Raw genomic sequence first — 25,553 nt, forward strand, 5'->3', positions numbered from 1 at the left:
TGTCGGATTATGCGATCCGATGAGCCGCGCCGCGGCGCCGACCACAACGTGATGCGGGAGGTCAACCGCTCGCTGGTGCTGGCCCTGGTCAAAGAGGGCGGTCCGGTCTCCCGGGCCAGTATCGCGCGCTCGACGACCTTGGCGAAACCGACGGTCTCCGCGATCGTCGACGAGCTCATCGCCGAAGGCCTGGTCCGCGAGATCGGCCCCGGCTCCACCGCGGTCAGCGGCGGCCGCCCGCCGATCCTGCTGGAGTTCAACGCCCGTTCCCAGCTCGTGGTCGGCGTGCACATCGGCGCCCGGCGCACCACCATCGCGATCGGCGACGCGGCGGGCGAGGAGGTCGCCCGGCGCGAGTTCCCCACCCCGCGCCCGACCGGCGGCACGCTGCGCGACGGGCCCGCGCCGGCCGACCCGGCCGTCGTGCTCGGCCGGGTGGCGAGCGAGGCGCGGGCCGCGATCGCCGGGGCCGGGCTGCCCGCCGCGAAGATCGCCGCGGTCGGGGCGGTGCTGCCCGGCCTCACCGACTTCCACACCGGCGTGTGCCTGCTCGCGCCCAACCTGGGCTGGCGGGACGTGCCGGTCCGGGAGATCCTCGCCGCCGGTCTCGATGCTCCGGTGTACGTCCACAACGCCGGCCAGGCCGCGGCCGTCGCCGAGAACCTCGAGGGTGCCGGCGAGCGGGTCGGCGACCTGGCACTGCTCTACGCCGGCACCGGCCTGTCCGCCGGGGTCCTCTCCGACGGCCGGGTCTTCCACGGCGTGGGCGGCACGGCCGGCGAGATCGGCCACAACGCCGTGCCCGGCCTCGACGAGCCCTGCAACTGCGGCAACATCGGCTGCCTGGAGACGGTCGCGTCCGGCCCGGCGATCGTGCGGGCCGCGCGCCGCGCCCTGGCCGCGGGGGAGCGCTCGACGCTGGCCGAGCTCGACGGGTTCGACGCCCGGGACGTGACCGCCGCCGCCCAGGCCGGCGACGCCGTGGCCGGCCGGGTCATCGCGGCGGTCGGCGAGCACCTCGGGCTGGCCGCCTCGTGGCTGATCAACGCGTACAACCCGGCGCTCGTCGTGGTGGGCGGCGGCCTCGCGGCCATCGGCGACCTGCTGCTCGAGCCGCTGCGCGCCGCCGCCGCCCGGCACGCCCTCGCCCCGGCCCTGCGCGGGGTGGAGATCCGGGCCTCGGTGCTGGGGCCCGACGCCGAGGTCCGCGGCGCGGTACTGCTCGCCCTGCAGCACTCCGAGACCTACTACCGCGTGGTCTTCCGCGCCTGAAGCGCCTTGAAGCGCCTTGAAGGGCCTTTGGAGGGCCTTGAAGGGCCCGGGGGCGGGGGGTTAGTTCTGTTCTTGAACTAACCCCGTCCGGCGGCGTAACGTGGCCCCGACACCCGCCAACACCCCGCCCCAAGAGGTAGGTCATGAACGATTACCAGCCCACGCGCGATGACAAGTTCTCCTTCGGACTGTGGACCGTCGGCTGGCAGGCCCAGGACGTGTTCGGCGGGCCCACCCGGGCGCCGCTGGACTCGGTCGAGGCGGTGCACCGGCTGTCCGAGCTCGGCGCCGCCGCGGTGACGTTCCACGACGACGACCTGTTCCCGTTCGGCAGCGACGACGCCACCCGCGACAAGCTCATCGCGCGGTTCAAGGACGCCCTGACCGAGACCGGCGTGCGGGTGGAGATGGTCACCACCAACCTGTTCAGCCACCCGATCTTCAAGGACGGCGGGTTCACCTCCAACGACCGGGCCGTGCGCCGGTTCGCGATCAAGAAGGTGCTGCGCAACATCGACCTCGCTGTCGAGCTCGGCGCCGAGACCTACGTGCTGTGGGGCGGCCGCGAGGGCGCCGAGTCCGGCGGAGCCAAGGACGTGGCCGCGGCCCTGGACCGCTACCGCGAGGGGCTCAACCTGCTCTGTGCCTATGTCCGCGAGCAGGGGTACGACATCCGCTTCGCCCTGGAGCCCAAGCCCAACGAGCCGCGCGGCGACATCCTGCTGCCCACGATCGGCCACGCCCTCGCGCTCATCTCCACGCTCGAGGAGCCGGACCGGGTCGGGCTCAACCCGGAGGTCGGGCACGAGGAGATGGCCGGGCTGAACTTCGCGCACGGCATCGCGCAGGCGCTGTGGCACGGCAAGCTGTTCCACATCGACCTCAACGGCCAGCACGGGCCGCGCTTCGACCAGGACCTGCGCTTCGGCGCCGGCAACCTGCGCGGCGCGTTCTGGACCGTCGACGTGCTGGAGACCGGCGGCTACACCGGCTTCCGTCACTTCGACTACAAGCCCCCGCGCACCGAGGACTACGACGGGGTGTGGGAGAGCGCCCGCGCCTGCATGCGCAACTACCTGATCCTGCGCGAGCGGGTCCGCTCGTTCCGCGCCGACCCGGACGTGGCCGCGGCCCTGGCGGCGGCCCGCGTCGACGAGCTGCACCAGCCGACCCTCGCCGAGGGCGAGACGATCGCCACGCTGCGCGCCGAGGAGTTCGACGTGGACAAGCTCGCCGCCCGCGGCGGCGCGTTCGAGGCGCTCGACCAGCTCGCCATGGAGCACCTGCTCGGCGTGCGCTCATGACCCTCGTCGCCGGGGTGGACACCTCCACCCAGTCGACCAAGGTCCTCGTGTGCGACGCGGACACCGGCGCGGTCCTGCGGGAGGGCCGCGCCGTCCACCCCGACGGCACCGAGGTCGCGCCCGTCTACTGGTGGCGCGCCTTCGAGGAGGCGACCACCGGCGGCCTGCTCGACGGGGTCGCCGCGATCGGCGTCGGCGGCCAGCAGCACGGCATGGTCCTGCTCGACGAGGCCGGCGCGGTGATCCGCGACGCGCTGCTGTGGAACGACACCCGCTCCGCCGGCGCCGCCGAGGACCTCATCGCCGAGCTGCCCGGCGGCGCGGCCGGCTGGGCCGAGGCGGTCGGGCTGGTGCCGGTGGCCAGCTTCACCGTCACGAAGCTGCGCTGGGTGGCCCGGCACGAGCCGGCGATCGCCGCCCGCGCCGCGTCCGTGCTGCTGCCGCACGACTGGATCACCCACCGGCTGCGCGCCGACCCGGCCACCGGCCCGACCACGGACCGCGGCGACGCCTCCGGCACCGGGTACTGGTCGCCGGCGACCGGGCAGTACCGCACCGACCTGCTCCGCCTGGCGTTCGGCCGGGATCTCGCCCTGCCCCGGGTCGCCGCCCCGGCCGAGGCGGTCGGCGAGACCGCCGGCGGCGCGCTGCTCGCCCCCGGCACCGGCGACAACATGGCCGCGGCGCTGGGCCTGGGCCTGCGCCCCGGCGACGTCGTGGTCTCCCTCGGCACCTCCGGCACCGTCTTCGGCGTGGCCGAGGCCCCGGTGGCCGACCCGACCGGCACCGTGGCCGGCTTCGCCGACGCGACCGGCCGGCACCTGCCGCTCGTCGCCACGCTGAACGCGGCCCGGGTGCTGACCGCGGTCGCGGGCCTGCTCGGGGTACCACTGTCCGAACTGGACGATCTGGCGCTGACCGCCGAACCGGGCGCCGGCGGGCTCACCCTGCTGCCGTATCTCGACGGCGAGCGCACCCCCAACCTGCCCGCCGCCCGCGGCCTGCTCAACGGCCTGACCCGGGGCAACGCCAACCCTGCCAACCTGGCCCGGGCCGCCTACGAGGGCATGCTGTGCGGCCTCGCCGACGGCCTGGACGCGGTCCGCTCGCTCGGCGTGCCGGTCGAGCGCATCCTGCTCATCGGCGGCGCCGCCGCGTCGGCGGCGGTGCGGGCGATCGCCCCGTCGCTGCTCGGGATGCCGGTCGGCGTGCCGGCCCCGGGGGAGTACGTCGCGCTGGGCGCCGCCCGGCAGGCGGCCTGGACGCTGCACGGCACGGCCGAGCCGCCGCAGTGGCCGGTCTCCACGGCCGAGGCCACCGCCGCCCCTGCCGAGGGTGTCCGGAAGGTGTACGCCGACGTCCGCGACCGCGCGCAGGCCCTGCTGAAGTGAGCGCACCGGGCCGTTCCCTCGTGCGGCCCGGTGCTGCAACGACTGTGCGGCCGTGGAGTTGCGCGGCGTGGTGTCCACAGGGGAGTGCGCGGGTTGCCGGCGGCGCAGCCGGCGAGGGCCTCCCGCGGCAGCGGGAGACCCTCCGTCAAGCGGCCGGCGCGGCTCAGTCGGGCCAGTCGCCGGTGAGGCGGCGCACGCCGGCGGCGCCGCCGCGGTCGATGGCGGCCTTGATCGCGGCGAAGATCGCGCCCTGCAGTGCGGCGGCGGCCAGGACCTCGCCCCAGCCGTACTCGCGCGAGGTCGCCTCCGGCGCCTCCTCCTCGCCGGAGAGCCGCTTCCACACCTGCTTGAAGACGAAACCCGCCGCTACGCCGCCGGCGACGCTGAACGCGATGCTGAACGGCTTGTACAGGAGCTTGTTCACGGTGGGCCCACTCCCTCAGCAGTCGTTGGCGCGGCGGCTGCGGTAGCCGACGAGCGCGGCCAGTACCAGCAGGGCGGAGCCGACCACCCAGGGCGCCGGGCGCTCCCGGGCCGAGCGGGCCAGCCGCCGCATGCCCTCCTGGAAGCTCTGCCGCGGGTGGGTGCGCAGCTCCCGGCCGGCGTACGCGGCGTTGACCGCCACCTGCTCGGCCCCCTCGCGCAGGCGGAGCTTCGCCGCGGTGACCGAGGATTGCACGGTCTCCTTGGCCCGGGCCTTGACATCGGCCTTCGCGGCGAGCGCCTCCACGGTCCGGCCGAGGCCGGCCCGGGTGCGGGCGATCTCGTCGCGCAGCGCCTCGGGATCGGCCGTCGTGTTGTACCCGTTGGTCGCGGCGTGGCGGCCGTGCCCGGGCTCAGCGGTCATCGGTGGCTCCCGTTCTTGACCGAGGCGGTGATGGTGTCGATGTCGGCGCGCACGCCGGCGACGGTCTCCTGCGGCATCGGCGGCACCGCCTTGCGGACCTGGCCGCGGCCGAGCAGCGCCAGCACCCCGGCGATGGCGAGCAGCACCACGCCGACGATGAGCGCCGACAGCCACGCCGGTATGACCGCCGCGAGGCCGATGATCAGGGCGGCGAGCAGCGCGCCGACGCCGTAGAGCGCGATCAGGCCCGCCCCGCCGAACATGCCGGCCCCGACGCCGGCCCGCTTACCCTTCCGGGTGAGCTCCAGCTGGGCGAGCTTGAGCTCGTCGCGCACCAGCGTGGAAACCTGCTCGGCGGCCAGCTTCACCAGCTCGGCCGTGGACCGCTCACCGACCGGCGGCGCCGGAGCGGTGATCGGATTCTGCACGCGCGGCGAAGCGGCCGGGCGGTCATTCAAGGTGTACGTCATGGCTTCTCCTCTCGGCCGTATTTCCCTGATTCCCCGCCGAGGCCGGGGCTAACCCGCAACTGTGGCCACCCGGGCCCCAGCCGCCTCCCGGCACCCGCCCAGTCCCGCCCGAGTGGCCGGAGCGGCCGACCTCGGCGAACGGTGTTCGTGTGAGTAATATTGCCGCGTGCCAGCCGCCGCCATACCCGCCCCACCGGGGCAGACACCGAAGCAGTTACCGGCCCGCCACGCGAAACGGGCCACCGGCGGCGGGGGAGCGGCATGACCGCCATCGTCGGCCTCGTCCACCGGGGCACGGTCTACATCGGCGGCGACAGCGCCGGCGCCTCGGGCTGGAGCCTGACGGTGCGGGCCGACACGAAGGTTTTCCACAACAATGGGTACCTGTTCGGCTTCACCACCTCGTTTCGAATGGGCCAGCTCATCCGGTACTCGTTGAAGCCGCCGAAACCGGTCGGCGACATCGAGCGATTCATGGCCACGAAGTTCATCGACGCCGTCCGCGAGTGCCTTAAGACCGGCGGCTGGGCCCGCCGCGACAGCGAGCGCGAAGAAGGCGGCACGTTCCTCGTCGGCGTCAAGGGCCGGCTCTTCACCGTGCACGACGACTACCAGGTGGCCGAGGCCGCCGACGGGTATGCCGCGGTCGGCGTCGGCGACGAGATCGCCCTCGGCGCCCTGTTCGCCACCGCCCAGTCCCGCATGTCCCCCGAGCGCCGCGTCGAGACGGCCCTGCGCGCCGCCGAGCGGTTCAGCGCCGGCGTGCGCGGCCCGTTCGTCTGCCTGTCCCAGCCGCCGAGTGTGCTCCCGGAGTAACCATGACGTTCTCGATCGTCGGCCGCTCCGCGGACGGGCAGTCCCTCGGCATCGCCGTGGCCAGCAAGTTCCTCGCCGTCGGCGCCGCCGTCCCGGCCGCCGAGGCCGGCGTCGGCGCGCTGGCCACGCAGGCGTTGGCCAACCTCGCCTACCGCCCGCAGGGCCTCGCCCTGCTGCGCACGGGCACTGCGGCCGCCGACGTCGTGGCCGGGCTCACCGCCGCCGACCCCGGCCGCGCCGAACGGCAGCTCGGCGTCGTCGGCCCGGCGGGCCCCGGCGCCACCTACACCGGCGCCGAGTGTTTCGCCTGGGCCGGCGGGGTCGCGGGCGACGGGTACGCCATCCAAGGCAACATCCTCGCCGGCCAGGCCGTCGTGACCGAGATGGAGCGCGCCTGGCTGGCCGCGCCCGCCCTGCCCCTGGCCCGCCGCCTGCACGCGGCCCTGGCGGCCGGCGACGCCGCGGGCGGCGACCGCCGCGGCCGGCAGAGCGCGGCCCTGTTCGTGGTCCGCCGGGGCGCCGGATACGGCGGCCTGAGCGACGTGGAGGTCGACCTGCGCGTCGACGACGACCCGGACCCGGTCACCCGCATCGGGGCGTTGTTGAGCCTTTGGGAGTTGTACTTCGGCAAGCCCGACCCGGCCACGCTGCTGCCCCTGGAGGGCCCGCTGGCCGACGAGGTGCGCGAGCACCTGGCCGCCCTCGGCCACACCGACCTGGCCGCCTGGGCCGGCGTGGAAAACCTGGAGGAGCGCCTCGTCGACGGCGCGATCGACCCCCTGGTCCTGTCTCATCTCCGTACAGCCGCAGGGTAACCACTCCCGTCTATATCGACTACCATCACTGATGTGCGCATCGTGATGACCCTGACGGTCGCCGCCGCCGGCCTGGCCGTCGCGGCTCCTCAGGCGGCCGCCGCCGCCGACGCGACCGTGAAGGTCATGCCGCTCGGCGCGTCGATCACCTGGGGTACCAATTCCAGCGACGGCAACGGCTATCGCGAGACCTTGCGCAGGCATCTGACCGGCGAGGCCGGCCTGTCGATCGACTACGTCGGCTCGCAGCGGTCCGGCACGGCCGCGGACAACGACAACGAGGGCCATCCCGGCTACCGCATCGATCAGGTCGCCGCCGGCGCCACCGGCTGGCTCACCACCTACCGGCCCGACGTCGTGCTGCTCAACGTCGGCACCAACGACACGATCCAGAACTACGACCTGCCGAACGCCCCGGCCCGGCTGCGCGCCCTGATCGATCAGATCATCGCCGCCGACCCCGGCGTCTCGGTCATCTTCTCCACGCTGGTCCCGTCCCGCGACGCCACCAACAACGCCCGCGTGCAGGCCTTCAACGCCGCCCTGCCCGCGATCGCCCAGGCCGAGGCCGCCGCCGGCCACGACGTGCACCTCGCCGACCTGAACGGCACGCTCACCGCCGCCGACATCGGCGCGGACGGGATCCACCCGACCGACGCCGGCTACGTCAAGCTGGCCGACCTGTGGTTCGCGGCGGCGCGTCCCGTCCTCGGCGCCGGCCGCGACTGGCCGCTGTTCAACGCCGACTTCGGCAACGGCGCCAAACCCTTGCCGACGTGGACGGACAGCGTCGACAGCTCGCTGAACGTCGGCGGCTACTGCTGCAACCTGCCCGGCATGGAGAGCGGCCGCCGGCAGGAGATCGCCCACGGCGGCGTCTACGCGCTGATGTATTCCGGCACCGACACCAGCGCTTCGCGGTCATACTCGTACAACCGGGTCTTCGACGTGCACATCCCGATCGCCTCCGGGACGCGGCTGACCTACTGGATCTACCCGCAGACGCAGAACGCGACCTCGGTCGCCCTCGACCTGGCCCTGCTCGACCACCGCAGCCTGCGCGACTCCGGCGCCGTCGACCAGTGGGGCGTGCGCGCCCACCCCCAGTTCCAGGGCGAAGGCGGCCACCTCGTGCTCAACCAGTGGAACCAGGTGCAGGTGAACCTCACCCCGCTCGCCGGCGGCACCATCGACCAGATCTGGATCGGCTACGACCAGCCGGCGAACACCGGCCAGTTCCGCGGTTACGTCGACGACATCCTGATCACGGCCGGTTAGGCCGGGCGGACGTATGTCTCCGTGATCATGATGCCTGCGCTGGCCGCACCACGGGTTTGTCATGATCCCGGAGTCTTTCGGTACACGGGGGTACATCAGCGCTCCGTGATCATGAAAAACCGTTGGTGTCGATGCCGGTTGCGCATGATCGCGGAGAGTTCCGGTCGCTGCGCCGCGCTCGGTGGCGGCCGGCGCCCGGCGGGTGGGACGTGACCGCCGGCCGCGGCCCCGCTCGGCGCATCGGGACGCGCGGGCCGGGCACCACTCGGCCGCCATGCCCGTCGGCGGCCGGCTGTGCCGGCGGCCGAGTGGTGCCGGCGGCGTGGTGCCGGTGTGCCGGTGCCGGTCCGTGGCGGGCACACCAAGGTCGCTCCACGCCGGGCACCGCCCCATCAGCCGTGGCGGAGGCGGTCCAGGCCGTCGAGGATGAAGTCCAGGGCGAACGCGAACTCGGCGTCGTCGTCGCAGGGGCCGAGGGTGCCGCTGTGGGTGACCGCGAGGGCCATCTCCACGGCGTAGGGGTGGGTCGCGCCGAGGTGGCTCGCGAAGGTGGCGGCCGCCGCCGGGTCGAGGTCGCCGGAGTCGTCGAAGAGCGCCTGGGTGAACCCGAGCGCGCGGCTGCCGAGAATGTGCAGGGCGTGGTGCGCCTGCGCGACGGAGAAGCCGCCCTCGCGGAGGATGCCGAGCACCGCGTTGACGTAGCCCAGCGCCGCCGGGCCGGCCGCGCTGCGCGTCTCCACCGTGCCGGGCGCCCAGGTGTGGCGCAGGACCACCGTGCGCGCGGCGAACACCATGCCGCGCAGTGACGCCTTCCAGTCGGCTCCGGCGGCACTCAGCGGGATCTCGCCGATCACGGCGTCGACCATGCCGTCCAGGAGGTCGTCCTTGTTGCGCACGTGCGTGTAGAGGGACATCGCCTCGACGCCCAGCTCCTGCGCGAGCTTGCGCATGCTGATCGACTCGATGCCGTCACGGTCGGCCAGCTCGATGGCGGCCGCCACCACGCGTTCCCGGGTCAGCTGCGCGCGGCGTTCCGGGCCGGTCTCGCCCGGCGCGGAGAACTTCACATCGTGCCTTCCGTTGACGCCCTTACGATGTAAGGAATAGCCTTACGCTGTATCGTAAACCTTACTACGTAAGGGTACTCCATGATCATGCAGGCCGTCATCCAAGCAGGTTACGGCCCGCCGGAGCGTGTGCTACGGCTGGCAGAGATCCCGGTGCCTCCGGTCGGCGGCGACGACGTCCTGATCCGGGTGCGGGCCACCAGCGTCAACACCCCGGACTGGGCCACGGTCGTCGGCGCGCCGTACATCCTGCGCCCGGCCTTCGGGCTGCGCGGGCCGAGGCGCCCGGTCCGCGGCAGCGACGTCGCGGGCGTGGTGGAGGCCGTCGGGTCGCGCGTCACCGACCTGGCGCCCGGCGACGAGGTGTTCGGCTCCACCGGAGACCGGGCCGGCGCCTTCGCGCAGTATGCGGTCGCACCGGCGGCTCAGCTGCTCAAGAAGCCGGCCGGGCTCCCGTTCGCCGACGCCGCGGCCTCGGTGATGAGCGGGCTCGCCGCCCTGGTCGCCATGCGGGACGTGGCGAAGGTGGGCGCCGGCCAGCGGGTCCTGGTCAACGGCGCCTCGGGCGGGGTCGGGATCATGGCGGTCCAGATCGCCAAGGCGCTGGGCGCGGAGGTGACCGGCGTGTGCGGTACCCAAAACATCGAAATGGTCCGGTCGCTCGGCGCCGACCATGTCATCGACTACACCAGGGAAGACTTCACCCGGGGACGGCAGCGGTTCGACGTCATCCTCGACAACGTGCTGAACCACCCGCCCAAGGCGACCGCCCGGGTGCTGGCGCCGGGCGGAAACCTCATGCCCAACAGCATCGGCAACACCGGCGGCCTCCTCGCCGGCCTGCCTAGGACGGCGCGGGCGGCCCTGATGGGGCTCGGCTCCACGAACGTGAAGCTCGTGACCCCGGCCGTGAACCGCGAGAACCTGGCCGCGCTCCTCGCGCTGCTCGAGTCCGGCGAGGTCAGGGTGGTCATCGACCGGACCTACCCGCTCGACCGGGCGGCGAGCGCCGTCTCGCACATGCTCGCGCATCACGCCAGGGGCAAGATCGCGATCACGGTCGACGGGGGGAGTACCTCATGACCGGCGCGCGGCCGCCCGCGCCCGTGGGCCTCAGCGAGCCGGCGCGGCGCGCCCTCGACGCGCTGCCGCCGGTGCCGGTGCGCCAGCCCGAGCCCGACCTCGCCGACACCCAGGGCTGGCTGCGCTGGATCGAAACGCGCGAGGCGGGCGGCCGCGAAATGCTCGCCCCGCTGATGCCGCCGGAGGATCGGCTCGCGCGCACCCGGGCCGAGCTGAACGGGGTACCCACCTACATCCTCAGGCCGGACCACGTCACCGACGACGGCGCGGCACCGGTCGTCATCGAGATGCACGGCGGCGCCCTCGTCACGGGCGGCGGGGACCTCGCCTGGATGATGACCGCCGGCAAGGCCATGGACCGCGCCGCCGTCACCTGGGTCCCGGACTACCGGATGCCGCCCCTGCATCCGTACCCGGCGGCGCTGGACGACTGTCTCGCCGTCTACCGCCACGCCCTGACCGAACGCCCGCCCGGCAGGATCCTCGTGAGCGGTCTGTCGGCGGGCGGCAATCTCGCCGCCGCGCTCCTGCTGCGGGCCGGGGAGGAGCGCCTGCCGATGCCCGCGGCGCTGGTGCTGCTGACGCCCCAGCTGGACCTCACCGAGTCCGGCGACTCGTTCCGGACCAACGACGGGATCGACGTCCTCGGCCCGCTCATGCCGATGAACCGGCTGTACGCCAACGGCCACGACCTCGCCGACCCGCACCTGTCGCCGCTGTTCGGTGACGTGACCGGCTTCCCGCCGACCTTCCTGCAGACCGGGACCCGCGACCTGTTCCTGTCCAACACGGTCCGGATGCACCGCAAGCTGCTGGCCGCCGGCGTCACGACCGAGCTCCACGTCTTCGAGGCCATGCCGCACGGCGGCTTCGGCGGCAACACGCCCGAGGACGCCGACCTCGCCGCCGAGGTACGCCGCTTCGAGGACCGGCACCTGGATCAGCGCTGAGAATCGGGGCTCTGGACCGCGCGGTGGAGGGTGGCGAATTCCTCGGCCAGGCGGGGGAGGGTGAAGTGGGCGTTGAGGCCGCTCGGGTTCGGTAGGACCCACAGCCTGGTCGGGCCGAGTTCCGGGAGCTCGAGGGACTGCGGGCCGACCCGGGCGGCCGGGGTGCCGAAGGCGGTGCGGAACGCGGTCACGCCCAGGACCGCGAGCCAGCGCGGGGCGAAGCGGGCCACCTTGGCCCGCAGGACGGCGCCGCCGGTGGTCAGTTCCTCGCGGGTCAGTTCGTCGGCGCGGGCGGTGGCCCGGGCCGCCAGGTTGGTGATGCCCAGGCCCCAGCCGGGCAACAGTTCCTGCTCGTCCGGGCGCAGCTGGCGCGGCGTGAAGCCGCCCAGGTGCAGGGCCGGCCAGAAGCGGTTGCCGGGGCGGGCGAAGTGGTGGCCGGTCGCCGCCGACCACAGGCCCGGGTTGATGCCGCACAGCAGCACGTCCAGGCCGGGCGCGATGACGTCGGGCAGCAGCTTGCCGGCGGCGGCGATCAGGTCCTCGCGCGAGGGACCGGAGCGGTTCACTGTCGACGGCATGCGGACAAGCATGCCAGGAGCGGGGCGCCGGACCGGCACAGTGGAGGCATGCAGCCGTACACCCCCGTCGATCTCGATGCGGTCCTCGAACTGTGGGATCGGCCGGTCGGCGACCGGCCGGACCCGGCGGCCGACTTCCGGCGCCACTATGCCGACCCGGTGCCGGTCAACGGCGTGCCGGTCGGCGCGGACGGGCTCGTGGCGCGGGCGCGGGCGCTGCAGGCGGCGTTCGCGCAGCGGCGTACCGAACTCGTCCACCGGGTCGAGACCGCCGATCGGCTGGTGATCGGGTTCTACCTGCACGCGCGGCACGCCGGGGCGTATGACACCGCGCTCGGCCGGGTCGAGGCGACCGGGCGGCCGGTACGCATCCGGGTCAACGACATCCTTACCGTGCGCGACGGGCTCATCACCGACATCTGGGTCATGTCCGACGAGGTGGACCTGCTGCGCCAACTCGGGCGGCTGCCGTCTAGCGTTTGACGCATGGGCGAGCGGCGGCTGATTTCGAGCGGTTCGGTGTTCGAGCGGGAAATCGGGTACTCCCGGGCGGTCGCCGACGGCGACTGGGTGCACGTGTCGGGGACGACCGGGTTCGACTACGCGGCGATGACGATCTCCGGCGATGTCGTGGAACAGGCCGAGCAGTGCTGGCGCAACATCGACGCGGCGCTCAGGGAGGCCGGGGCGGCGGTCTCCGACGTGGTGCGGGTGCGCTACCTGCTGACCGACGCCGCCGACTTCGAGCCGTGCTGGCCGGTGCTGCGGCGCTGGCTGGACGAGGTGCGGCCGGCCGCGACGATGCAGGTGTGCGGGCTGTCCGACCCGCGGATGCGGATCGAGATCGAGGTCACCGCGCGGCGCTCGGGGAGCCGGGTGGCGCCGGGTCTGGGCTGGCCGCGGTAGCTTCCAGCGAAATGCCGAGGCCGGCGGCCAGCAGGCGGGAGAGTTCGCCAAGATCTTGCGCGGCGATCGTGGCCCCGGCCAGGCCGTCGACGCTGGTGAGCGTGCACGCCTCGAAGCGGGCGCCGGTCGCGGTGGCGCCGGTGAAGCGGGCGCCGCTCAGGTCGCACCGCACGAACGCGGCGCCGGAGAGGTCGGCGCCGGAGAAATCGGCGCCGGTCAGGTCGGTGGCGGTGAACACGACGGCGCGCATGGCGGTGCCGCGGTAGACGCTGCCGGCCGCCTGGCAGTCGCGGACGGTCACGTCGCGCAGCGTGCCGTCGGCCCAGTGCAGGCCGGTCAGGCGCGAGCCGCGGACCGCGACCCGCTCCAGGCCGCAGCGGTCGGCGCGCAGGTCGGCCAGGCCGGTGTCCTCGACCAGGCAGTCGGTGAGGGTCGCCTCGATCAGGGCGGTGCCGGCGAGGTCGGCCCGGTTGAACCGGCACTGGACGAACTCGGCGCCCTTCGCGGTGCGGCCGGTCAGGGCCAGGTCGTAGAAGCCGACGGCCCGGTGAACCCCGCCGTCGCGCAGGTCGTCCTCGTCGGCGGTGGCGAGCACCAGGCTCCGTGGCGGCCGGGGCCGGGCCGGGGGCTGGATGGACATACCTGTGACGGTAGTGGCAGAAGTGACGGTGCGCCGAGGCGGGCACCCGGGCGGGGAAAATCACCGGGCAATCCGGCCCGCGCGTGCCTATCCTTGCGAGCGACATGTCTGAGGTCTCCCCGCCCACCACGCTGGGTGAACTGCGCGCTCGTCTCGCCGGGCTGATGCCGCAGGACCAGCACCGGCTCCGCAAGCGCATCGACGGGGCGAAGCGGTCCCGCAACGCCGACGGGATCGCCGAGGCGATCCGGGCCGACGTGGAGCGGGCCGAGCGGCGGGTCGAGGCGCGCCGGTCGGCGGTGCCCGAGATCAGCTATCCCGAGCAGCTGCCGGTCAGCCAGCGCAAGGACGAGATCCTCGCCGCGATCCGCGACCACCAGGTGGTCATCGTGGCCGGCGAGACCGGCTCCGGCAAGACGACCCAGCTGCCGAAGATCTGCCTGGAGCTGGGCCGCGGCGTCACCGGGCAGGTCGGGCACACCCAGCCCCGGCGGATCGCGGCGCGCACGGTCGCGGAGCGGGTCGCCGAGGAACTCGGCACCGAGCTGGGCGCCACGGTCGGGTTCAAGGTCCGCTTCACCGACCAGTCGAGCGACCAGACGATGATCAAGGTGATGACCGACGGCATCCTGCTGGCCGAGATCCAGCAGGATCGGCTCCTCCGGCGGTATGACACCCTGATCATCGACGAGGCGCACGAGCGCAGCCTCAACATCGATTTCATTCTGGGGTACCTCAAACAGCTGCTCCCGCGCCGGCCCGACCTCAAGCTGATCATCACCTCGGCGACCATCGACCCCGAGCGGTTCTCCCGGCACTTCGGTGACGCCCCGATCGTGGAGGTGTCCGGCCGCACCTATCCGGTCGAGGTGCGCTACCGCCCGATCGAGTCCGCGGACGAGGGCGCCGAGGAGACCGACCAGTTCGACGCGATCGGCACCGCCGTGCTCGAGCTGCAGGCCGAGGGGCCCGGCGACGTGCTGGTGTTCCTCTCCGGCGAGCGGGAGATCCGCGACACCGCCGACGCGCTCGGCCGGCTCGAGCTGCCTAACACCGAGATCCTGCCGCTGTATGCCCGGCTCTCCTTCGCCGAGCAGCACCGGGTGTTCCAGCCGCACAACGGGCGGCGGATCGTGCTGGCGACCAACGTGGCCGAGACGTCGCTGACCGTCCCCGGCATCAAGTACGTCGTCGACCCCGGCACGGCGCGCATCTCGCGGTACAGCCACCGCCTCAAGGTGCAGCGGCTGCCCATCGAGCCCGTCTCGCAGGCCTCGGCCAACCAGCGCAAGGGCCGCTGCGGCCGCACGTCCGACGGCGTCTGCATCCGGCTGTACAGCGAAGACGACTTCAACGCCCGGCCCGAGTTCACCGACCCGGAGATCCTGCGCACCAACCTCGCCTCCGTGATCCTGCAGATGATCTCGCTGGGCCTCGGCGACCTGGCCGCGTTCCCGTTCATCGACCCGCCCGACCGGCGCAACGTCACCGCCGGCGTGCAGCTGCTGGAGGAGCTCGGGGCGCTGGAGAGCGGTGCGCAGCCGCGGCTGACCGAGCTCGGCCGGCGCCTCGCCCAGCTGCCCGTCGACCCGCGGCTGGCCCGCATGGTGCTCGAGGCCGAGCGCAACGGCTGCGTCCGCGAGGTCATGGTCATCACCGCCGCGCTGTCCATCCAGGACCCGCGGGAGCGGCCCGCCGACAAGCAGGCCCAGGCGCAGCAACTGCACGCCCGGTTCGCCGACAAGGAATCCGACTTCACCGGGTTCCTCAATTTGTGGGGGTACCTCCAGGAGAAGCAGCAGGAGCTGTCCAGCAACCAGTTCCGCAAGCTGTGCCGGGCCGAGTTCCTCAACTACCTGCGCGTGCGCGAGTGGCAGGACATCTACAGCCAGCTGCGCCAGGTGCTCAAGACGATGGACGTCACGCCCAACGAGGAGCCGGCCGCGCCGCTCAAGGTGCACGTGTCGCTGCTGGCCGGGCTGCTGTCGCACATCGGGCTCAAGGACGCGGAGAAGAACGAGTATCTCGGCGCCCGCAACGCCCGCTTCGCGGTGTTCCCCGGCTCCGCCCTGTTCCGCAGGACGCCCCGCTGGGTCATGGCCGCCGAGCTGGTCGAGACCTCCAGGCTGTGGGCGCGGGTGGCCGCCCGCATCGAGCCCGAGTGGATCGAGCCGCTGGCCCAGCACCTGGTGAAGCGGCAGTACAGCGAGCCACACTGGGAGCGCAAACAGGCCGCCGTGATGGCCTCCGAGAAGGTGACCCTCTACGGCGTGCCGATCGTCACCAACCGCAAGGTCAACTACGGGCGGATCGACCCGGCCCTGTCCCGCGAGCTGTTCATCCGGCACGCCCTGGTCGAGGGCGACTGGGAGACCCAGCACGCGTTCTTCGCCGAGAACCGGCGCCTCCTCGACGAGGTCGAGGAGCTGGAGAACCGGGCCCGCCGCCGCGACCTGCTCGTCGACGACGAGACCCTGTTCGAGTTCTACGACGGCCGGATCGACGAAGAGGTCGTCTCCGGCCGGCACTTCGACACCTGGTGGAAGCGCACCCGCCGGGAGCAGCCCGACCTGCTCACCTTCGACCCGGCGATGCTGGTCAACGCCGGCGCCGGCGCGGTGCGCCAGGAGCAGTATCCGGACGCGTGGGAGCAGGACGGCCACCGGTTCCCGCTGACGTACCAGTTCGAGCCCGGCACCGACGCCGACGGCGTCACCGTCCACATCGGACTGCCGCTGCTCGGCACCGTCCGCGACGCCGACTTCGGCTGGCAGGTGCCGGGCCTGCGCGAGGACCTCGTCACCGCGCTCATCAAGTCGCTGCCCAAGACGCTGCGGCGCAACTTCGTCCCCGCCCCCGACACCGCCCGGGACACGCTGGCCGCCATGCCCGCCCGCGACGGCGACCTGCTCGAGGCCCTGGAGCTGCAGCTGCGCCGGATGACCGGGGTGTCGGTGCCGCGCCAGGAGTGGGACCTCGCCCGGGTGCCGGAGCACCTCAAGATGACGTTCCGGATCGTCGACGACGCCGGCACCGCGCTCGGCGAGGGCAAGGACCTCGCCGAGCTGCGCCGGCGGCTGGCCCCCAAGGTGCGCGAGACGGTCGCCGAGGCGGCCGTCGACGTCACCCGCAAGGGCGCGACCAGCTGGGACTTCGGCACCCTGCCCCGCCGCCTGTCGCGGACCGTCGCCGGGCACACCCTCACCGTCTATCCGGCGCTCGTCGACGAGGGCACCTCGGTCGCGGTCCAGGCCTTCGACCTGCCGGCGCGCAGCGAGCTGGAGATGTGGGCCGGCACCCGCCGGCTGCTGCTGCTCACCCTGCCGCCCGCCGCCCGGTTCGTGCAGGGCCGGCTGAGCAACGCGGACAAGCTGGCGCTCAGCCGCAACCCGCACCGCAACGCCGTCGACCTGCTGGAGGACTGCGCCGCCTGCGCCGTCGACCAGCTGATGACCGACGCCGGCGGCCCGGCCTGGGACGAGGCCGGCTTCACGGCGCTGCGCGACAAGGTCCGCGCCGACGTCGTCGACCTGACCCTCGACGTCGTCGGCAGCGTCCGCAAGATCCTCGCCGCCGCCTACGACGTCGAGCAGCGCCTGGCCCGCACGAAGAACCCGCTGCTGCTGCCCGCGCTCACCGACATGCGCACCCAGCTGGCCCGGCTGGTGTACCGCGGCTTCGTCACCGAGACCGGCTGGCAGCGGCTGCCCGATCTCGAGCGGTACCTCCGCGGCATCGAACGCCGCCTCGACAAGCTGCCCACCGATCCCGCGCGCGACCGCGAGCGGATGCTCACCGTGCAGGAGGTCCAGCGGGAGTACGACCAGCTGGTCGCCACCATGACCATGACACCTCAGCTGCGCGAGATCCGCTGGATGATCGAGGAGCTGCGGGTCGGCCTGTTCGCGCAGGCGCTCGGCACCGCCTACCCCGTCTCCGACGTGCGCATTTACCGCGCGATGGACGCGCTGCCGTCCTGAACCCGCGCCCCCGGCCCCGCGGGCGCGCGCACTGCCCTGTCTCCGACGTGCGTATCTACCGGGCGATGGACGCGCTGCCGTCCTGAAGCCGCGCGCCCGGCCCCGCGGGCGCGCGCACGACCGGCGCGAGCAGCGCGATGGCGGCCCCGAGCCCGGCCAGGCCGAGCAGGGCCGGCCCCAGCCCGGTCATGTCCGCGATCGCGCCGATCAGCGGCGGGCCGACCAGGATCGAGCCGTAGCCGATGCTCGTGACCAGCGCGATCGCCTCCGCCGGCCGGGCCGTCTCCCCGGCGGCGCTCACCGCCGCCGGGAACACCAGGCAGATGCCCAGCCCCCACAGCAGCGCCCCGGCGTAGGTCAGCGCCGTCCACGGTGCCAGCACCGTCCCGGCCACCCCGGCGACCGCGAGCACCCCGCCCAGCCGCACCGCCCCGGCCCGCCCGAGCCGCGCCACCGCGGTGCTGCCGGCGAACCGCCCGCCGGTCATGGCGACGGCGAAGACGGTGTACCCGAGCGCCGCCGACGCCTGCGACAGCCCGCGGCCGGTGTCGAGGTAGAGCGCGAGCCAGTCCCCGGCCGCCCCCTCGGCCACCGTCGAGCAGAACGTGAGCAGCCCGATCAGCAACAGCCCCCGCCCGGCCACGAACCGCCGCCGCCCCCGCCGATCCGCCGCATCCGGCCCGGCCGGAGCCAGCGGGACCGCGCGCTCGTCGAGGTAGCCGGCGAGCCCGGCGCAGGCGGCGGCGAGCGACACGCCCGCGGCGACCGCCAGGTGCGGCCCCGGCGCCAGCCCGGCCCGCGCGGCCACCGACCCGGCCCCGGCACCGAGGATCGACCCGAGACTCCAGCAGGCGTGGTACCGCGGCATCCACTCCCGCCCCACCACCCGATCCACGGCGCTGCCCTGCACGTTCATCGCCACGTCCCACGACCCGAACGCGAACCCGAACCCGAACAGCGCCGCCCCCAGCGCCCACACCCCCGGCGCGAAGCCGGCCAGCCCGAGCATGACCGCGGACACGACGGCGGTGACCCCGACCCACGTCCGGCTGCCGACCCGCCGGCAGACGTGCCCGGTGAGCGGCATCGACAGCAGTGAGCCGACGCCGAGCGCGAACAGCGCCCGCCCCAGCTGCCCGGCGCTGAGGTCGAGGTCGCGCACGACCGCCGGGATCCGCGAGACCCAGGCGCCGACCAGGGCACCGCTCGCGGTGAAGACCAGCGCCGTGCCGAGCACCGCCTGGTTTGGGATGTGGTACCGCCGGAAGCCCCCCATGGGCCCCATCCTCGCCATCGGCGGCCATCGCTGCCACCCCGGCCGCCGCCCACCGGCGCCGATTCGCGGCATCCGCGAGTTTCGGATCCTGCGGTCGCCGGAGCAGCCGGACCCCGTCGCCGGGTCGACGGCGAGATCGTCGTCCCGTCCGTCACCGTCGAGGTCCGCGAAGCGGGCCTGCCGCAGCCCGGCCCCGGTGTCCGCGGTCACGTCCCAGACGGCGGGCGCTGCACCCCGCGCAGCGCGGTGCAGGGACCGGAAGTCTCCGTGATCATGCCCAGCCCGCGTCGACACCAACGGTTTTTCATGATCACGGAGTGCTGATGTACCCCCGTGTACCACAAGTCTCCGGGATCATGGCAAACCCGGTGTGCGGTCACCGCGGGCATCATGATCACGGAGACATCCGTCCGGTCCGGCCGCGCAGATCGCAGGTTGCGCCCGCCCGGTGCGACATTCGCACCGGGGCCCGCGCCGATGACCGCTTGTGCCCCGCATGTGCCGGCGGCGCGTCGAGTCACCGCTTCGGCATAGGCCACTAGCCCACAACGATGGACAGCAACCCGTGGCAGCCGATTGCCGATCATGAGAGTAGGTGCGGGCACTCGATAACTGCCGAGAAGGTCGTCCGGTTCGAGTCGAACCCGCGACCTTGGGATTAGAAGTCCCCTGCTCCGACCTGCCGAACGGATGGCAGGGTGCGGGTGGTTTCGGTCAGGGCGGCGAGCACGGTGGCGACCGAAGGTCGGGTCGCGGCGGTGGCGCGGGCGGCGGCGGTGATGTGGCGCTCCAGCGGGTCGCGCAGCGGGTGGGCGACCACGTCGTAGCGCGGGTCGACCGCCAGCTCCGGCAGCAGGGTCACCGACAGGCCGGCCTCCACGTGGGCCAGCAGCGGGCCGTACGAGGCGAACAACGCCCCGATGTCCGGCTCAAAACCGGACCGGCGGCAGGCCCGAGTGACCAGGTCGTGGGTCCAGGTGCCGGGGCGCTCCGCCGACCAGATCCGGCCGGCGTGCGCGGCCAGGTCGACCGGCGATACGGGCGACGACGAGCCGGAGGCGGTGACCAGCACGATGCGGTCCGTGGCCAGCGGGGTGTGGACGATGTCGGCGTCGATCGGGGACGAGCCGTCGAAGACGTCGGCCGTCACCACCACGTCGCAGTCGCCGCGGCGTAATGCTGGCAGGCTCTCCACCGGGTCGAGCTCCCACACGTCGGCGCGCAGTCGGGGGTGGCGGCGGGCCAGCAGGGACAGCGCCGCCAGGACGAAGGTGTTGGCGGCGCTGGTGAAGGCGCCGATGGTGACGCGGCCGGCGTCGGACAGGGCGGCCACCTCGGCGCGGGCGGCCTCCATCTGGTCGAGGATGGTGCGGGCGTGCCTGGACAGCGCGGCGCCGGCCTCGGTCAGGCGCAGGCGGCGGCCGGAGCGCTCGAACAGGCGGGCGCCCGCCTCCCGCTCCAGGACCGCCAGCTGCTGCGACACCGTGGACGGGCTCAGGTGGGCGGCCTGGGCGACGGCGCGGACCGTGCCCAGCGACGCCAGGTCGCCGAGCAGCTTCAGGCGCCACGGGTCGAGCACAGCACACATCGTCCATTGTTCGGTACGCGCGGACAAGCTGTGCGGGAATGTGCGCTGGAAATGGACAAAGCACCGGTCGTACCGTCGACAACCATGACGGACTTCTGGGGTGACGTCGATCGTCACGTCCTGCGTTACGGCGGCGGCTTCACGCCGGAGATCATCGTGCGGGCCGAGGGCAGCCACGTCTTCACCGAGGACGGCCGGGCCATCCTCGACTTCACGTCCGGGCAGATGAGCGCCATCCTCGGGCACTCCCACCCGGAGATCGTGGCGACCGTGCGGCGCCAGATCGGCGAGCTCGACCACCTCTTCAGCGGCATGCTGTCGCGGCCGGTCGTCGAGCTTTCCCGCAGGCTGGCCGAGTCGCTCGGCGCCGCCGCCCAAAATACGGAACAGCCGCTGGAGAAGGTGCTGCTGCTGACCACCGGAGCCGAATCCAATGAGGCGGCGGTACGCCTGGCCAAGCTCGTCACCGGCGGCCACGAGATCGTCTCGTTCGCCCGCTCGTGGCACGGCATGACCCAGGCCGCGGCCGGGGCCACCTACAGCGCCGGGCGGCGCGGCTACGGGCCGGCGGCGCCCGGCAACTTCGCCATCCCGGCGCCGAACGCCTACCGGCCCGACTTCGTCGGCGCCGACGGCGGGCTGGACTGGCAGCGGCAGCTCGACCACGGCTTCGAGCTCTTCGACGCGCAGTCCGTCGGGGCGCCCGCCGCCTGCCTGGTCGAGCCGATCCTCAGCTCCGGCGGGGTCATCGAGCCGCCGCCCGGGTACCTCGCCGCCCTGCACCGCAAGTGCCGGGAGCGCGGCATGCTGCTGATCCTCGACGAGGCGCAGACCGGGCTGTGCCGCACCGGCACCTGGTACGCCTTCCAGCGCGACGGCGTCGTCCCCGACATCATCACGCTGTCCAAGACGCTCGGCGCGGGGCTGCCCCTGGCCGCGGTGGTCACCACGGCCGAGATCGAGCAGCGGGGGTACGAGCGGGGCTTCCTCTTCTACACCACCCACGTCAGCGACCCGCTGCCCGCCGCCGTCGGCAACACCGTGCTGGACATCCTCGAGCGCGACGCGCTCGACCAGCGCGCCGCCAAGCTCGGCGAGCAGCTGCGGCGCGGCCTGCTGGAGCTGCGGGAGCGGCACGCCGTCGTGGGGGACGTGCGCGGCCGCGGGCTGCTGCAGGGGCTCGAGCTGGTCACCGACCGGGCCACGAAGGCCGGCGCCGACCGGCTCGGCGCCGACGTCACCCGGCGGTGCCTGGCGCTCGGGCTGCACATGAACGTCGTGCAGCTGCCCGGGATGGGCGGGATCTTCCGCATCGCCCCGCCGCTGACCAGCACCGAGGAGGAGATCGCGCGCGGGCTGGAGATCCTCGACGAAGCCCTGACCCAGGCCGTCCGGCACTAGGCGGTCGCGGAGATCCAGGCCTCGGTCATGCCGGCGCCCGCGAGCTCCACGGTGACCGGCCGGAAGTCGGATGCGCGCAGGTGGCGGGGCTCCTCCTGGACCACGTCCCGGTAGAACGCGGGCGACACGGCCACGACGAGGTCCGTGACCGGATCCTCCCGCAGCAGCGCGCGGACCGGGCCGCAGTCGCGCAGCCGGCACGCGGCGATGACGGCCGAGCCGCCGAAGCCGTTGGCGGCCTGCACCACGAGGCCGAGGTGCAGGCCGAGGCGCAGCCGCACCCGCGCCTCGGCCCGCACGAACCGGTTGGTTTCCTTCAACGCGATGCGCAGCTCGTGCAGCAGGTCCGGCACGAACCGCAGCGGGTTGAGCGCGGCCGGCAGCACCGCCAGCAGGCCGTCGCCCTGGGGCTGGCTCTGCCACAGCTCCCGGCCCACGCCGGCGGTCTCGGCCGCGGCGTCGAGCGCCTCGACGAGCCGGCGCTGGGCGTCGCAGTGGCCGAAGGTGCTGCGGGCGCTGTACGACTCGATGTCGACGGCGAGGCAGAGCCGCTGCGCGCCGTCCTCCAGGTCGTCCAAGGGCGGCTCCGCGACGACGGCGGCGGCCGGGGCCGGGGCCGGGGCCGGCGGCGGTGCGTCGGGGAGGCGGACGATGGGCACCTCGAACGGCACCTTCTCCAGCGTCCAGGCGGGCACCGGGCGGCGCAGGCGCACCAGCGGCCGCACCGCCGTCGCCTGCGGCGCCAGCTCGCCCGAGAACGTCGTGCGGTCCCGGGGCAGCTGCACGACGCCCGCGACCACGAAGCCGCCGGCCGGCAGCGCGCCGCCGCGGGCCTGCGACAGCGTCCAGCGCATCACGTTGAAGCCCTGCCCGGAGGTACGGACGGCAATGCCGGGGCGCAGCGCGCGCGGGCTGTCCGCCGGGTCGAACGCCACCGGCACCGGCGCCGGGCCGAGCGCCCGGATCAGCCCGCCGTCCTCGGCCCGCCGGGGCGGCTCGAGGTCCAGGACCACCGCGTCCGGGCCGGGGTAGAGGATCGCGACGGTCGCGTCGCCGAACTCGGTGGCCTCGCCCGCGATCGGGGTCAGCTCGAAGGGGATCACGACCCGCACGAAGCACCAGTCGGCGTAGTCGCTGAGCGCCCGGAACGCGGGCGGGAAGAGCTCCGGGTGTACCTCCCGGGCGTGGATCCGGCCGAAGCGGATCGTGCCCTCCGGGGCCGAGCGCACGCCGGTCGGGCCGAGCACCTGCTCGAACGAGCGCAGCTCGGCGGTGGCGAAGAGGTCGCCGGCGGAGATCGGTGCGTCGTCGGGCTCCGTCACACCATGACCCTAGCCGGGGAGTCCAGACAGGACCGCTAGCCGGGCAGTCCGAACAGGACGAACGGCGCCCAGGCGTGGTGGCGGGCCGTCCGGGCCAGGTCCCGCTGGGCCCGGCGCCAGGCGACGGCGAGGTCGAGGCCGTCGCCGAGCCAGTAGGCGTGCAGCACGGTGAGCAGATCCAGGGCCGACTCCTCGCCGACCTCGCCGAGCGCGGTGATGAGCACGTGCGGGCCGGCGGCCAGGAACGCCCGGCTCAGCCCGACGACCCCGTCGGCCCCGGCGGCGCCGCGCCCGCTGCGGCACATCGCCAGGATCACCAGACCGGCGGCGATGCGCAGGCCGGCGATCCGGGCGACGTGCAACCGCCCGTCGTCGGCGGCGGTGCGGGCCAGGGAGACGAAGCCCTGACCGTCGTCGTCCGCCACGTGGGCGTGCGTGCCGAGGTAGAGCACGGTGCCGCGGCCGCACTCCCGGCGCAGCGTCTCCGCCGACGCCCGCCGGCCGGCGAACACGGTCGCGGCGCCCGGCGGGTACTGCTCGGCGATGTCGGGAAACAGCGCCTCGGTCCGGTCCAGCCGGGGGTCGCCGCCGGCGGTCGGGGCGGGATTGACCAGCGCCACCAGCTCGGGCGGGCGGCCGGCGGCGGCGTCGCGGCGGGCGGCCAGACCGGGCAGCACGGCCAGGGCCGGCAGCACCGCGATCGCGTGCCGCTCGACCAGCGGCCGGCCGCCGGAGCGCAGCGCGGCGAACGGCAGCAGCAGGAGCTCCCGGTGCGGTACGACGACGACCAGGGCGTCGGGGTCGTCGGGCAGCAGCCGGGTGGCCACCGGTCCCCACAGCGTCGCGCCGAGCCGGGTCAGCACCGCCACCAGCTCCGCCTCGGTCGCAGCGCCGGCGACCGGCGCCTCCAGCAGGGCACGGACCGCGTCGACGTCGGCGCGCAGCCGGTCGGGGTCGACGTCGGTCACGGCGGCCTCGAGCGCGCCCCGGCCGTCGCCGGTCCAGACGGTGAGCCGGCGGCCGGACATGAAGTACTCGACGAACGGCCGGTCGACGCCGTCGAGCGTCGCCCGGGTCACCGGCGGCGTCCGGGCCGGCCGGTGCAGCAGGTCGGCGAAGGCCCGCGCCCGGCTCTGCTCGCTCGCGACCAGCGCCGCGTGCGGGTCGCCCAGCGCCGCCAGCAGCCCCACCAGCCGGTCGAAGACCGGTGCCGAGCGCTCCAGCGCGTCGATGCGCTCGGCGTCGGCGGCGAGCATGTCCCGCCAGCTCTCCAGCACGCCGGTCACGTCGGTCAGCTCGCGGGCCGGGCCGCCCCGGGCGAGCTCGACCAGCCGCGGCTGCAGGTCCAGCGCCGCGACGATGCCGTCGACCAGCGCCGGATAGTCCGCCGCGCGGTAGGCGCCGCGGATCCGGGCGTTGGCCATGAGCAGCCGGCTGACGTCGGCGGAGACGTCGTCCCGCGCGGCGTAGAGCGGCTCGGCCGCGGCCCGCAGCGCCGCGGCGACGGCCTCCTGCCCGGCCACGGCCGCGTCGGTGGCGAGGAAGCGCAGCGCGGTGCGCTCCTCGGCGGTGTACTCGCCGGGCGGATCGAGCACCCGCCCCAGCCGCACGGGCGCCCAGCCACCCCCGGCCGCGACCAGCCCGACGGCGTCGTCCACGGTCGCGCCGAGGCGCACGAACCCGCGCGGCGCGAGCGCGGCCCGCTCGCCGTCGCCCAGCCCGATGATGTCCGGCAGTCCCGGCGGCGCCGGCACCCCGGCGATCGGCGCCCAGTCGCCGCGCAGGGAGGGCCTCGCCAGCCGGCGGCGCAGCGCCTCCACCCGGTGGCCGCGCACCCGGCCGGTGTACCGCAGCACCCAGTGATGGCCGCCCGCCTCGGCCCGCAGCTCGCCCTCGACGGCGAGCCGCTCACCGTCGAAGCGCAGTTCGAGTGTTCCGGGTACGTCGAACGCCTGGTCCCAGTCGCGGTAGAGGGTCAGTTCGCCGGTGTCCCGCGGCCCGTCGCCGCCCGCCGGGAACCCGGTGGCGAACCAGCGCACCCAGCCCGGCCCGATCGGCCCGTCCGTCGTCCACGACACCGTCCACGCGCCGCCCTCCGGCAGCAGCTGGAGCGTCGCGGCGAGGGTGGGATGGCGAACGCCGTCCTGCTCCGGGTGTACCACTACATCGAACACCGGCTCCAGCAGGTCTTCCGGCGTCGCGGGCGCGGCGGCCAGGGCCGGCGCCGGGGCGTCCAGCGGGCCGAGCCCGGCCACGGCGAGCAGGGCCGGCGGCACCTCGCCTTCCGGCACCGGGCTCAGCCGCAGCGCCAGCCAGCCGGAGCCCGCCCCGGCCGCGCGCCGGTCGACCGCGGTCCCGTCGAACGCCCACCGGCCCGGCGCGGCCGGCGCGGGCGAGAGGTAGCCGTCCACGGCGCGGCCGGCCCCGCCGAGCGCCAGCAGCCGCTCCTCGCCGTCGCGGGTCCAGCCGCCGGCCAGGTCGAGCGCCCCGAACCGCATGGCCGCCGTGCCGTCGTCGGCGATCACCACCAGTTCGCCGGTCGACGAGCGCAGCGCGAGCATGCTGTGAT

Annotated in this window: 22 protein-coding genes; 12 read left to right on the top strand and 10 right to left on the bottom strand. The window is 74.1% G+C overall.

The window, feature by feature from the left end; translation table 11 throughout:
* Window positions 1-9: 9 nt before the first annotated feature.
* From ACQPXD_RS08945 to xylB, 3 genes are all read left to right on the top strand, one after another.
* The gene (locus ACQPXD_RS08945; protein WP_432836623.1) at window positions 10-1,272 is read left to right on the top strand and encodes an ROK family protein; all 1,263 of its coding nucleotides are present in this window, start codon (window positions 10-12) and stop codon (window positions 1,270-1,272) included.
* 143 nt (window positions 1,273-1,415) lie between these two features.
* Window positions 1,416-2,576, top strand: a complete 1,161-nt coding sequence (gene xylA / locus ACQPXD_RS08950; protein ID WP_432836625.1) for a xylose isomerase — start codon at window positions 1,416-1,418, stop codon at window positions 2,574-2,576.
* Window positions 2,573-3,967, top strand: coding sequence for a xylulokinase (gene xylB / locus ACQPXD_RS08955; protein ID WP_432836627.1), 1,395 nt, complete (start codon window positions 2,573-2,575; stop codon window positions 3,965-3,967). Before xylA ends, xylB begins: the two co-directional genes overlap by 4 nt.
* A 163-nt stretch (window positions 3,968-4,130) precedes the next feature.
* On the opposite strand, the gene ACQPXD_RS08960 is transcribed toward xylB, so the two are convergent.
* Genes ACQPXD_RS08960 through ACQPXD_RS08970 form a run of 3 tightly spaced genes read right to left on the bottom strand, consistent with a single transcriptional unit; the run spans window position 4,131 to window position 5,284 of the window.
* Window positions 4,131-4,391, bottom strand: coding sequence for a DUF4235 domain-containing protein (locus ACQPXD_RS08960; RefSeq protein ID WP_432836629.1), 261 nt, complete (start codon window positions 4,389-4,391; stop codon window positions 4,131-4,133).
* A gap of 15 nt (window positions 4,392-4,406) precedes the next feature.
* On the bottom strand, window positions 4,407-4,814 hold the full coding sequence (locus tag ACQPXD_RS08965; RefSeq protein WP_432836631.1) for a DUF3618 domain-containing protein: 408 nt from the start codon (window positions 4,812-4,814) through the stop codon (window positions 4,407-4,409).
* Window positions 4,811-5,284 carry a phage holin family protein gene (locus tag ACQPXD_RS08970; protein WP_432836633.1) on the bottom strand — a complete coding sequence of 158 codons (474 nt, stop codon included), beginning with the start codon at window positions 5,282-5,284 and terminating at the stop codon, window positions 4,811-4,813. The genes ACQPXD_RS08965 and ACQPXD_RS08970 overlap by 4 nt, the downstream gene beginning before the upstream one ends.
* 261 nt (window positions 5,285-5,545) lie before the next feature.
* Here ACQPXD_RS08970 and ACQPXD_RS08975 point away from each other — a divergent pair, with 261 nt between their 5' ends.
* From ACQPXD_RS08975 to ACQPXD_RS08985, 3 genes are read left to right on the top strand one after another with little or no spacing between them, the layout of a single operon-like run.
* Window positions 5,546-6,100 (top strand): hypothetical protein, encoded by a 555-nt coding sequence (locus ACQPXD_RS08975; RefSeq protein WP_432836635.1) that lies wholly within the window; start codon window positions 5,546-5,548, stop codon window positions 6,098-6,100.
* Window positions 6,101-6,102: 2 nt separating this feature from the next.
* Entirely contained in the window at window positions 6,103-6,915 is an 813-nt protein-coding gene (locus ACQPXD_RS08980) for a DUF1028 domain-containing protein (RefSeq protein WP_432836637.1), read from the top strand.
* A gap of 33 nt (window positions 6,916-6,948) precedes the next feature.
* Complete coding sequence (locus ACQPXD_RS08985) at window positions 6,949-8,193, top strand: SGNH/GDSL hydrolase family protein (protein WP_432836639.1); 1,245 nt, start codon at window positions 6,949-6,951, stop codon at window positions 8,191-8,193.
* A 392-nt stretch (window positions 8,194-8,585) separates the two neighbouring features.
* Here the strand turns inward: ACQPXD_RS08985 and ACQPXD_RS08990 are convergent, their stop codons facing one another.
* On the bottom strand, window positions 8,586-9,260 hold the full coding sequence (locus tag ACQPXD_RS08990; RefSeq protein WP_432836641.1) for a TetR/AcrR family transcriptional regulator C-terminal domain-containing protein: 675 nt from the start codon (window positions 9,258-9,260) through the stop codon (window positions 8,586-8,588).
* 87 nt (window positions 9,261-9,347) lie between these two features.
* Here ACQPXD_RS08990 and ACQPXD_RS08995 point away from each other — a divergent pair, with 87 nt between their 5' ends.
* Together ACQPXD_RS08995 and ACQPXD_RS09000 are read left to right on the top strand one after the other, a co-directional pair.
* A complete protein-coding gene (locus ACQPXD_RS08995) occupies window positions 9,348-10,343 on the top strand; it encodes an NAD(P)-dependent alcohol dehydrogenase (RefSeq protein WP_432843745.1) in 996 nt (331 codons plus the stop codon).
* Window positions 10,340-11,293 (top strand): alpha/beta hydrolase fold domain-containing protein, encoded by a 954-nt coding sequence (locus ACQPXD_RS09000; RefSeq protein ID WP_432836643.1) that lies wholly within the window; start codon window positions 10,340-10,342, stop codon window positions 11,291-11,293. Before ACQPXD_RS08995 ends, ACQPXD_RS09000 begins: the two co-directional genes overlap by 4 nt.
* Here the strand turns inward: ACQPXD_RS09000 and mug are convergent.
* Entirely contained in the window at window positions 11,284-11,871 is a 588-nt protein-coding gene (gene mug, locus ACQPXD_RS09005) for a G/U mismatch-specific DNA glycosylase (protein ID WP_432836645.1), read from the bottom strand. The two genes, ACQPXD_RS09000 and mug, sit on opposite strands and share 10 nt — an antisense overlap.
* 48 nt (window positions 11,872-11,919) lie before the next feature.
* On the opposite strand from mug, the gene ACQPXD_RS09010 reads away from it, so the two are divergent.
* Window positions 11,920-12,354: an ester cyclase gene (locus tag ACQPXD_RS09010; RefSeq protein WP_432836647.1), complete on the top strand. Its 435-nt coding sequence runs from the start codon at window positions 11,920-11,922 to the stop codon at window positions 12,352-12,354.
* 3 nt (window positions 12,355-12,357) lie between these two features.
* A complete protein-coding gene (locus ACQPXD_RS09015) occupies window positions 12,358-12,777 on the top strand; it encodes a RidA family protein (protein WP_432836649.1) in 420 nt (139 codons plus the stop codon).
* Here the strand turns inward: ACQPXD_RS09015 and ACQPXD_RS09020 are convergent.
* Window positions 12,722-13,417 (bottom strand): pentapeptide repeat-containing protein, encoded by a 696-nt coding sequence (locus ACQPXD_RS09020; protein WP_432836651.1) that lies wholly within the window; start codon window positions 13,415-13,417, stop codon window positions 12,722-12,724. The two genes, ACQPXD_RS09015 and ACQPXD_RS09020, sit on opposite strands and share 56 nt — an antisense overlap.
* A gap of 104 nt (window positions 13,418-13,521) precedes the next feature.
* Between ACQPXD_RS09020 and hrpA the strand changes: the two genes are divergently transcribed.
* Window positions 13,522-17,397 carry an ATP-dependent RNA helicase HrpA gene (gene hrpA / locus ACQPXD_RS09025; RefSeq protein ID WP_432836653.1) on the top strand — a complete coding sequence of 1,292 codons (3,876 nt, stop codon included), beginning with the start codon at window positions 13,522-13,524 and terminating at the stop codon, window positions 17,395-17,397.
* Window positions 17,398-17,452: 55 nt separating this feature from the next.
* Here hrpA and ACQPXD_RS09030 read toward each other — a convergent pair whose 3' ends face one another.
* Both ACQPXD_RS09030 and ACQPXD_RS09035 read right to left on the bottom strand, forming a co-directional pair.
* On the bottom strand, window positions 17,453-18,673 hold the full coding sequence (locus ACQPXD_RS09030; protein WP_432836655.1) for an MFS transporter: 1,221 nt from the start codon (window positions 18,671-18,673) through the stop codon (window positions 17,453-17,455).
* Between the two features lie 658 nt (window positions 18,674-19,331).
* Entirely contained in the window at window positions 19,332-20,252 is a 921-nt protein-coding gene (locus ACQPXD_RS09035; protein ID WP_432836657.1) for a LysR family transcriptional regulator, read from the bottom strand.
* A gap of 93 nt (window positions 20,253-20,345) precedes the next feature.
* On the opposite strand from ACQPXD_RS09035, the gene ACQPXD_RS09040 reads away from it, so the two are divergent.
* Complete coding sequence (locus ACQPXD_RS09040) at window positions 20,346-21,662, top strand: aspartate aminotransferase family protein (protein ID WP_432836659.1); 1,317 nt, start codon at window positions 20,346-20,348, stop codon at window positions 21,660-21,662.
* On the opposite strand, the gene ACQPXD_RS09045 is transcribed toward ACQPXD_RS09040, so the two are convergent.
* Window positions 21,659-22,984, bottom strand: a complete 1,326-nt coding sequence (locus tag ACQPXD_RS09045; protein ID WP_432836661.1) for a hypothetical protein — start codon at window positions 22,982-22,984, stop codon at window positions 21,659-21,661. The genes ACQPXD_RS09040 and ACQPXD_RS09045 overlap by 4 nt on opposite strands.
* A 35-nt stretch (window positions 22,985-23,019) precedes the next feature.
* On the bottom strand, window positions 23,020-25,545 hold the full coding sequence (locus ACQPXD_RS09050; protein WP_432836663.1) for a CHAT domain-containing protein: 2,526 nt from the start codon (window positions 25,543-25,545) through the stop codon (window positions 23,020-23,022).
* Window positions 25,546-25,553: the final 8 nt, after the last annotated feature.

Origin of the sequence: Dactylosporangium sp. CA-092794, from assembly GCF_050948465.1 — a bacterium.
Classification (GTDB): Bacteria; Actinomycetota; Actinomycetes; order Mycobacteriales; family Micromonosporaceae; genus Dactylosporangium.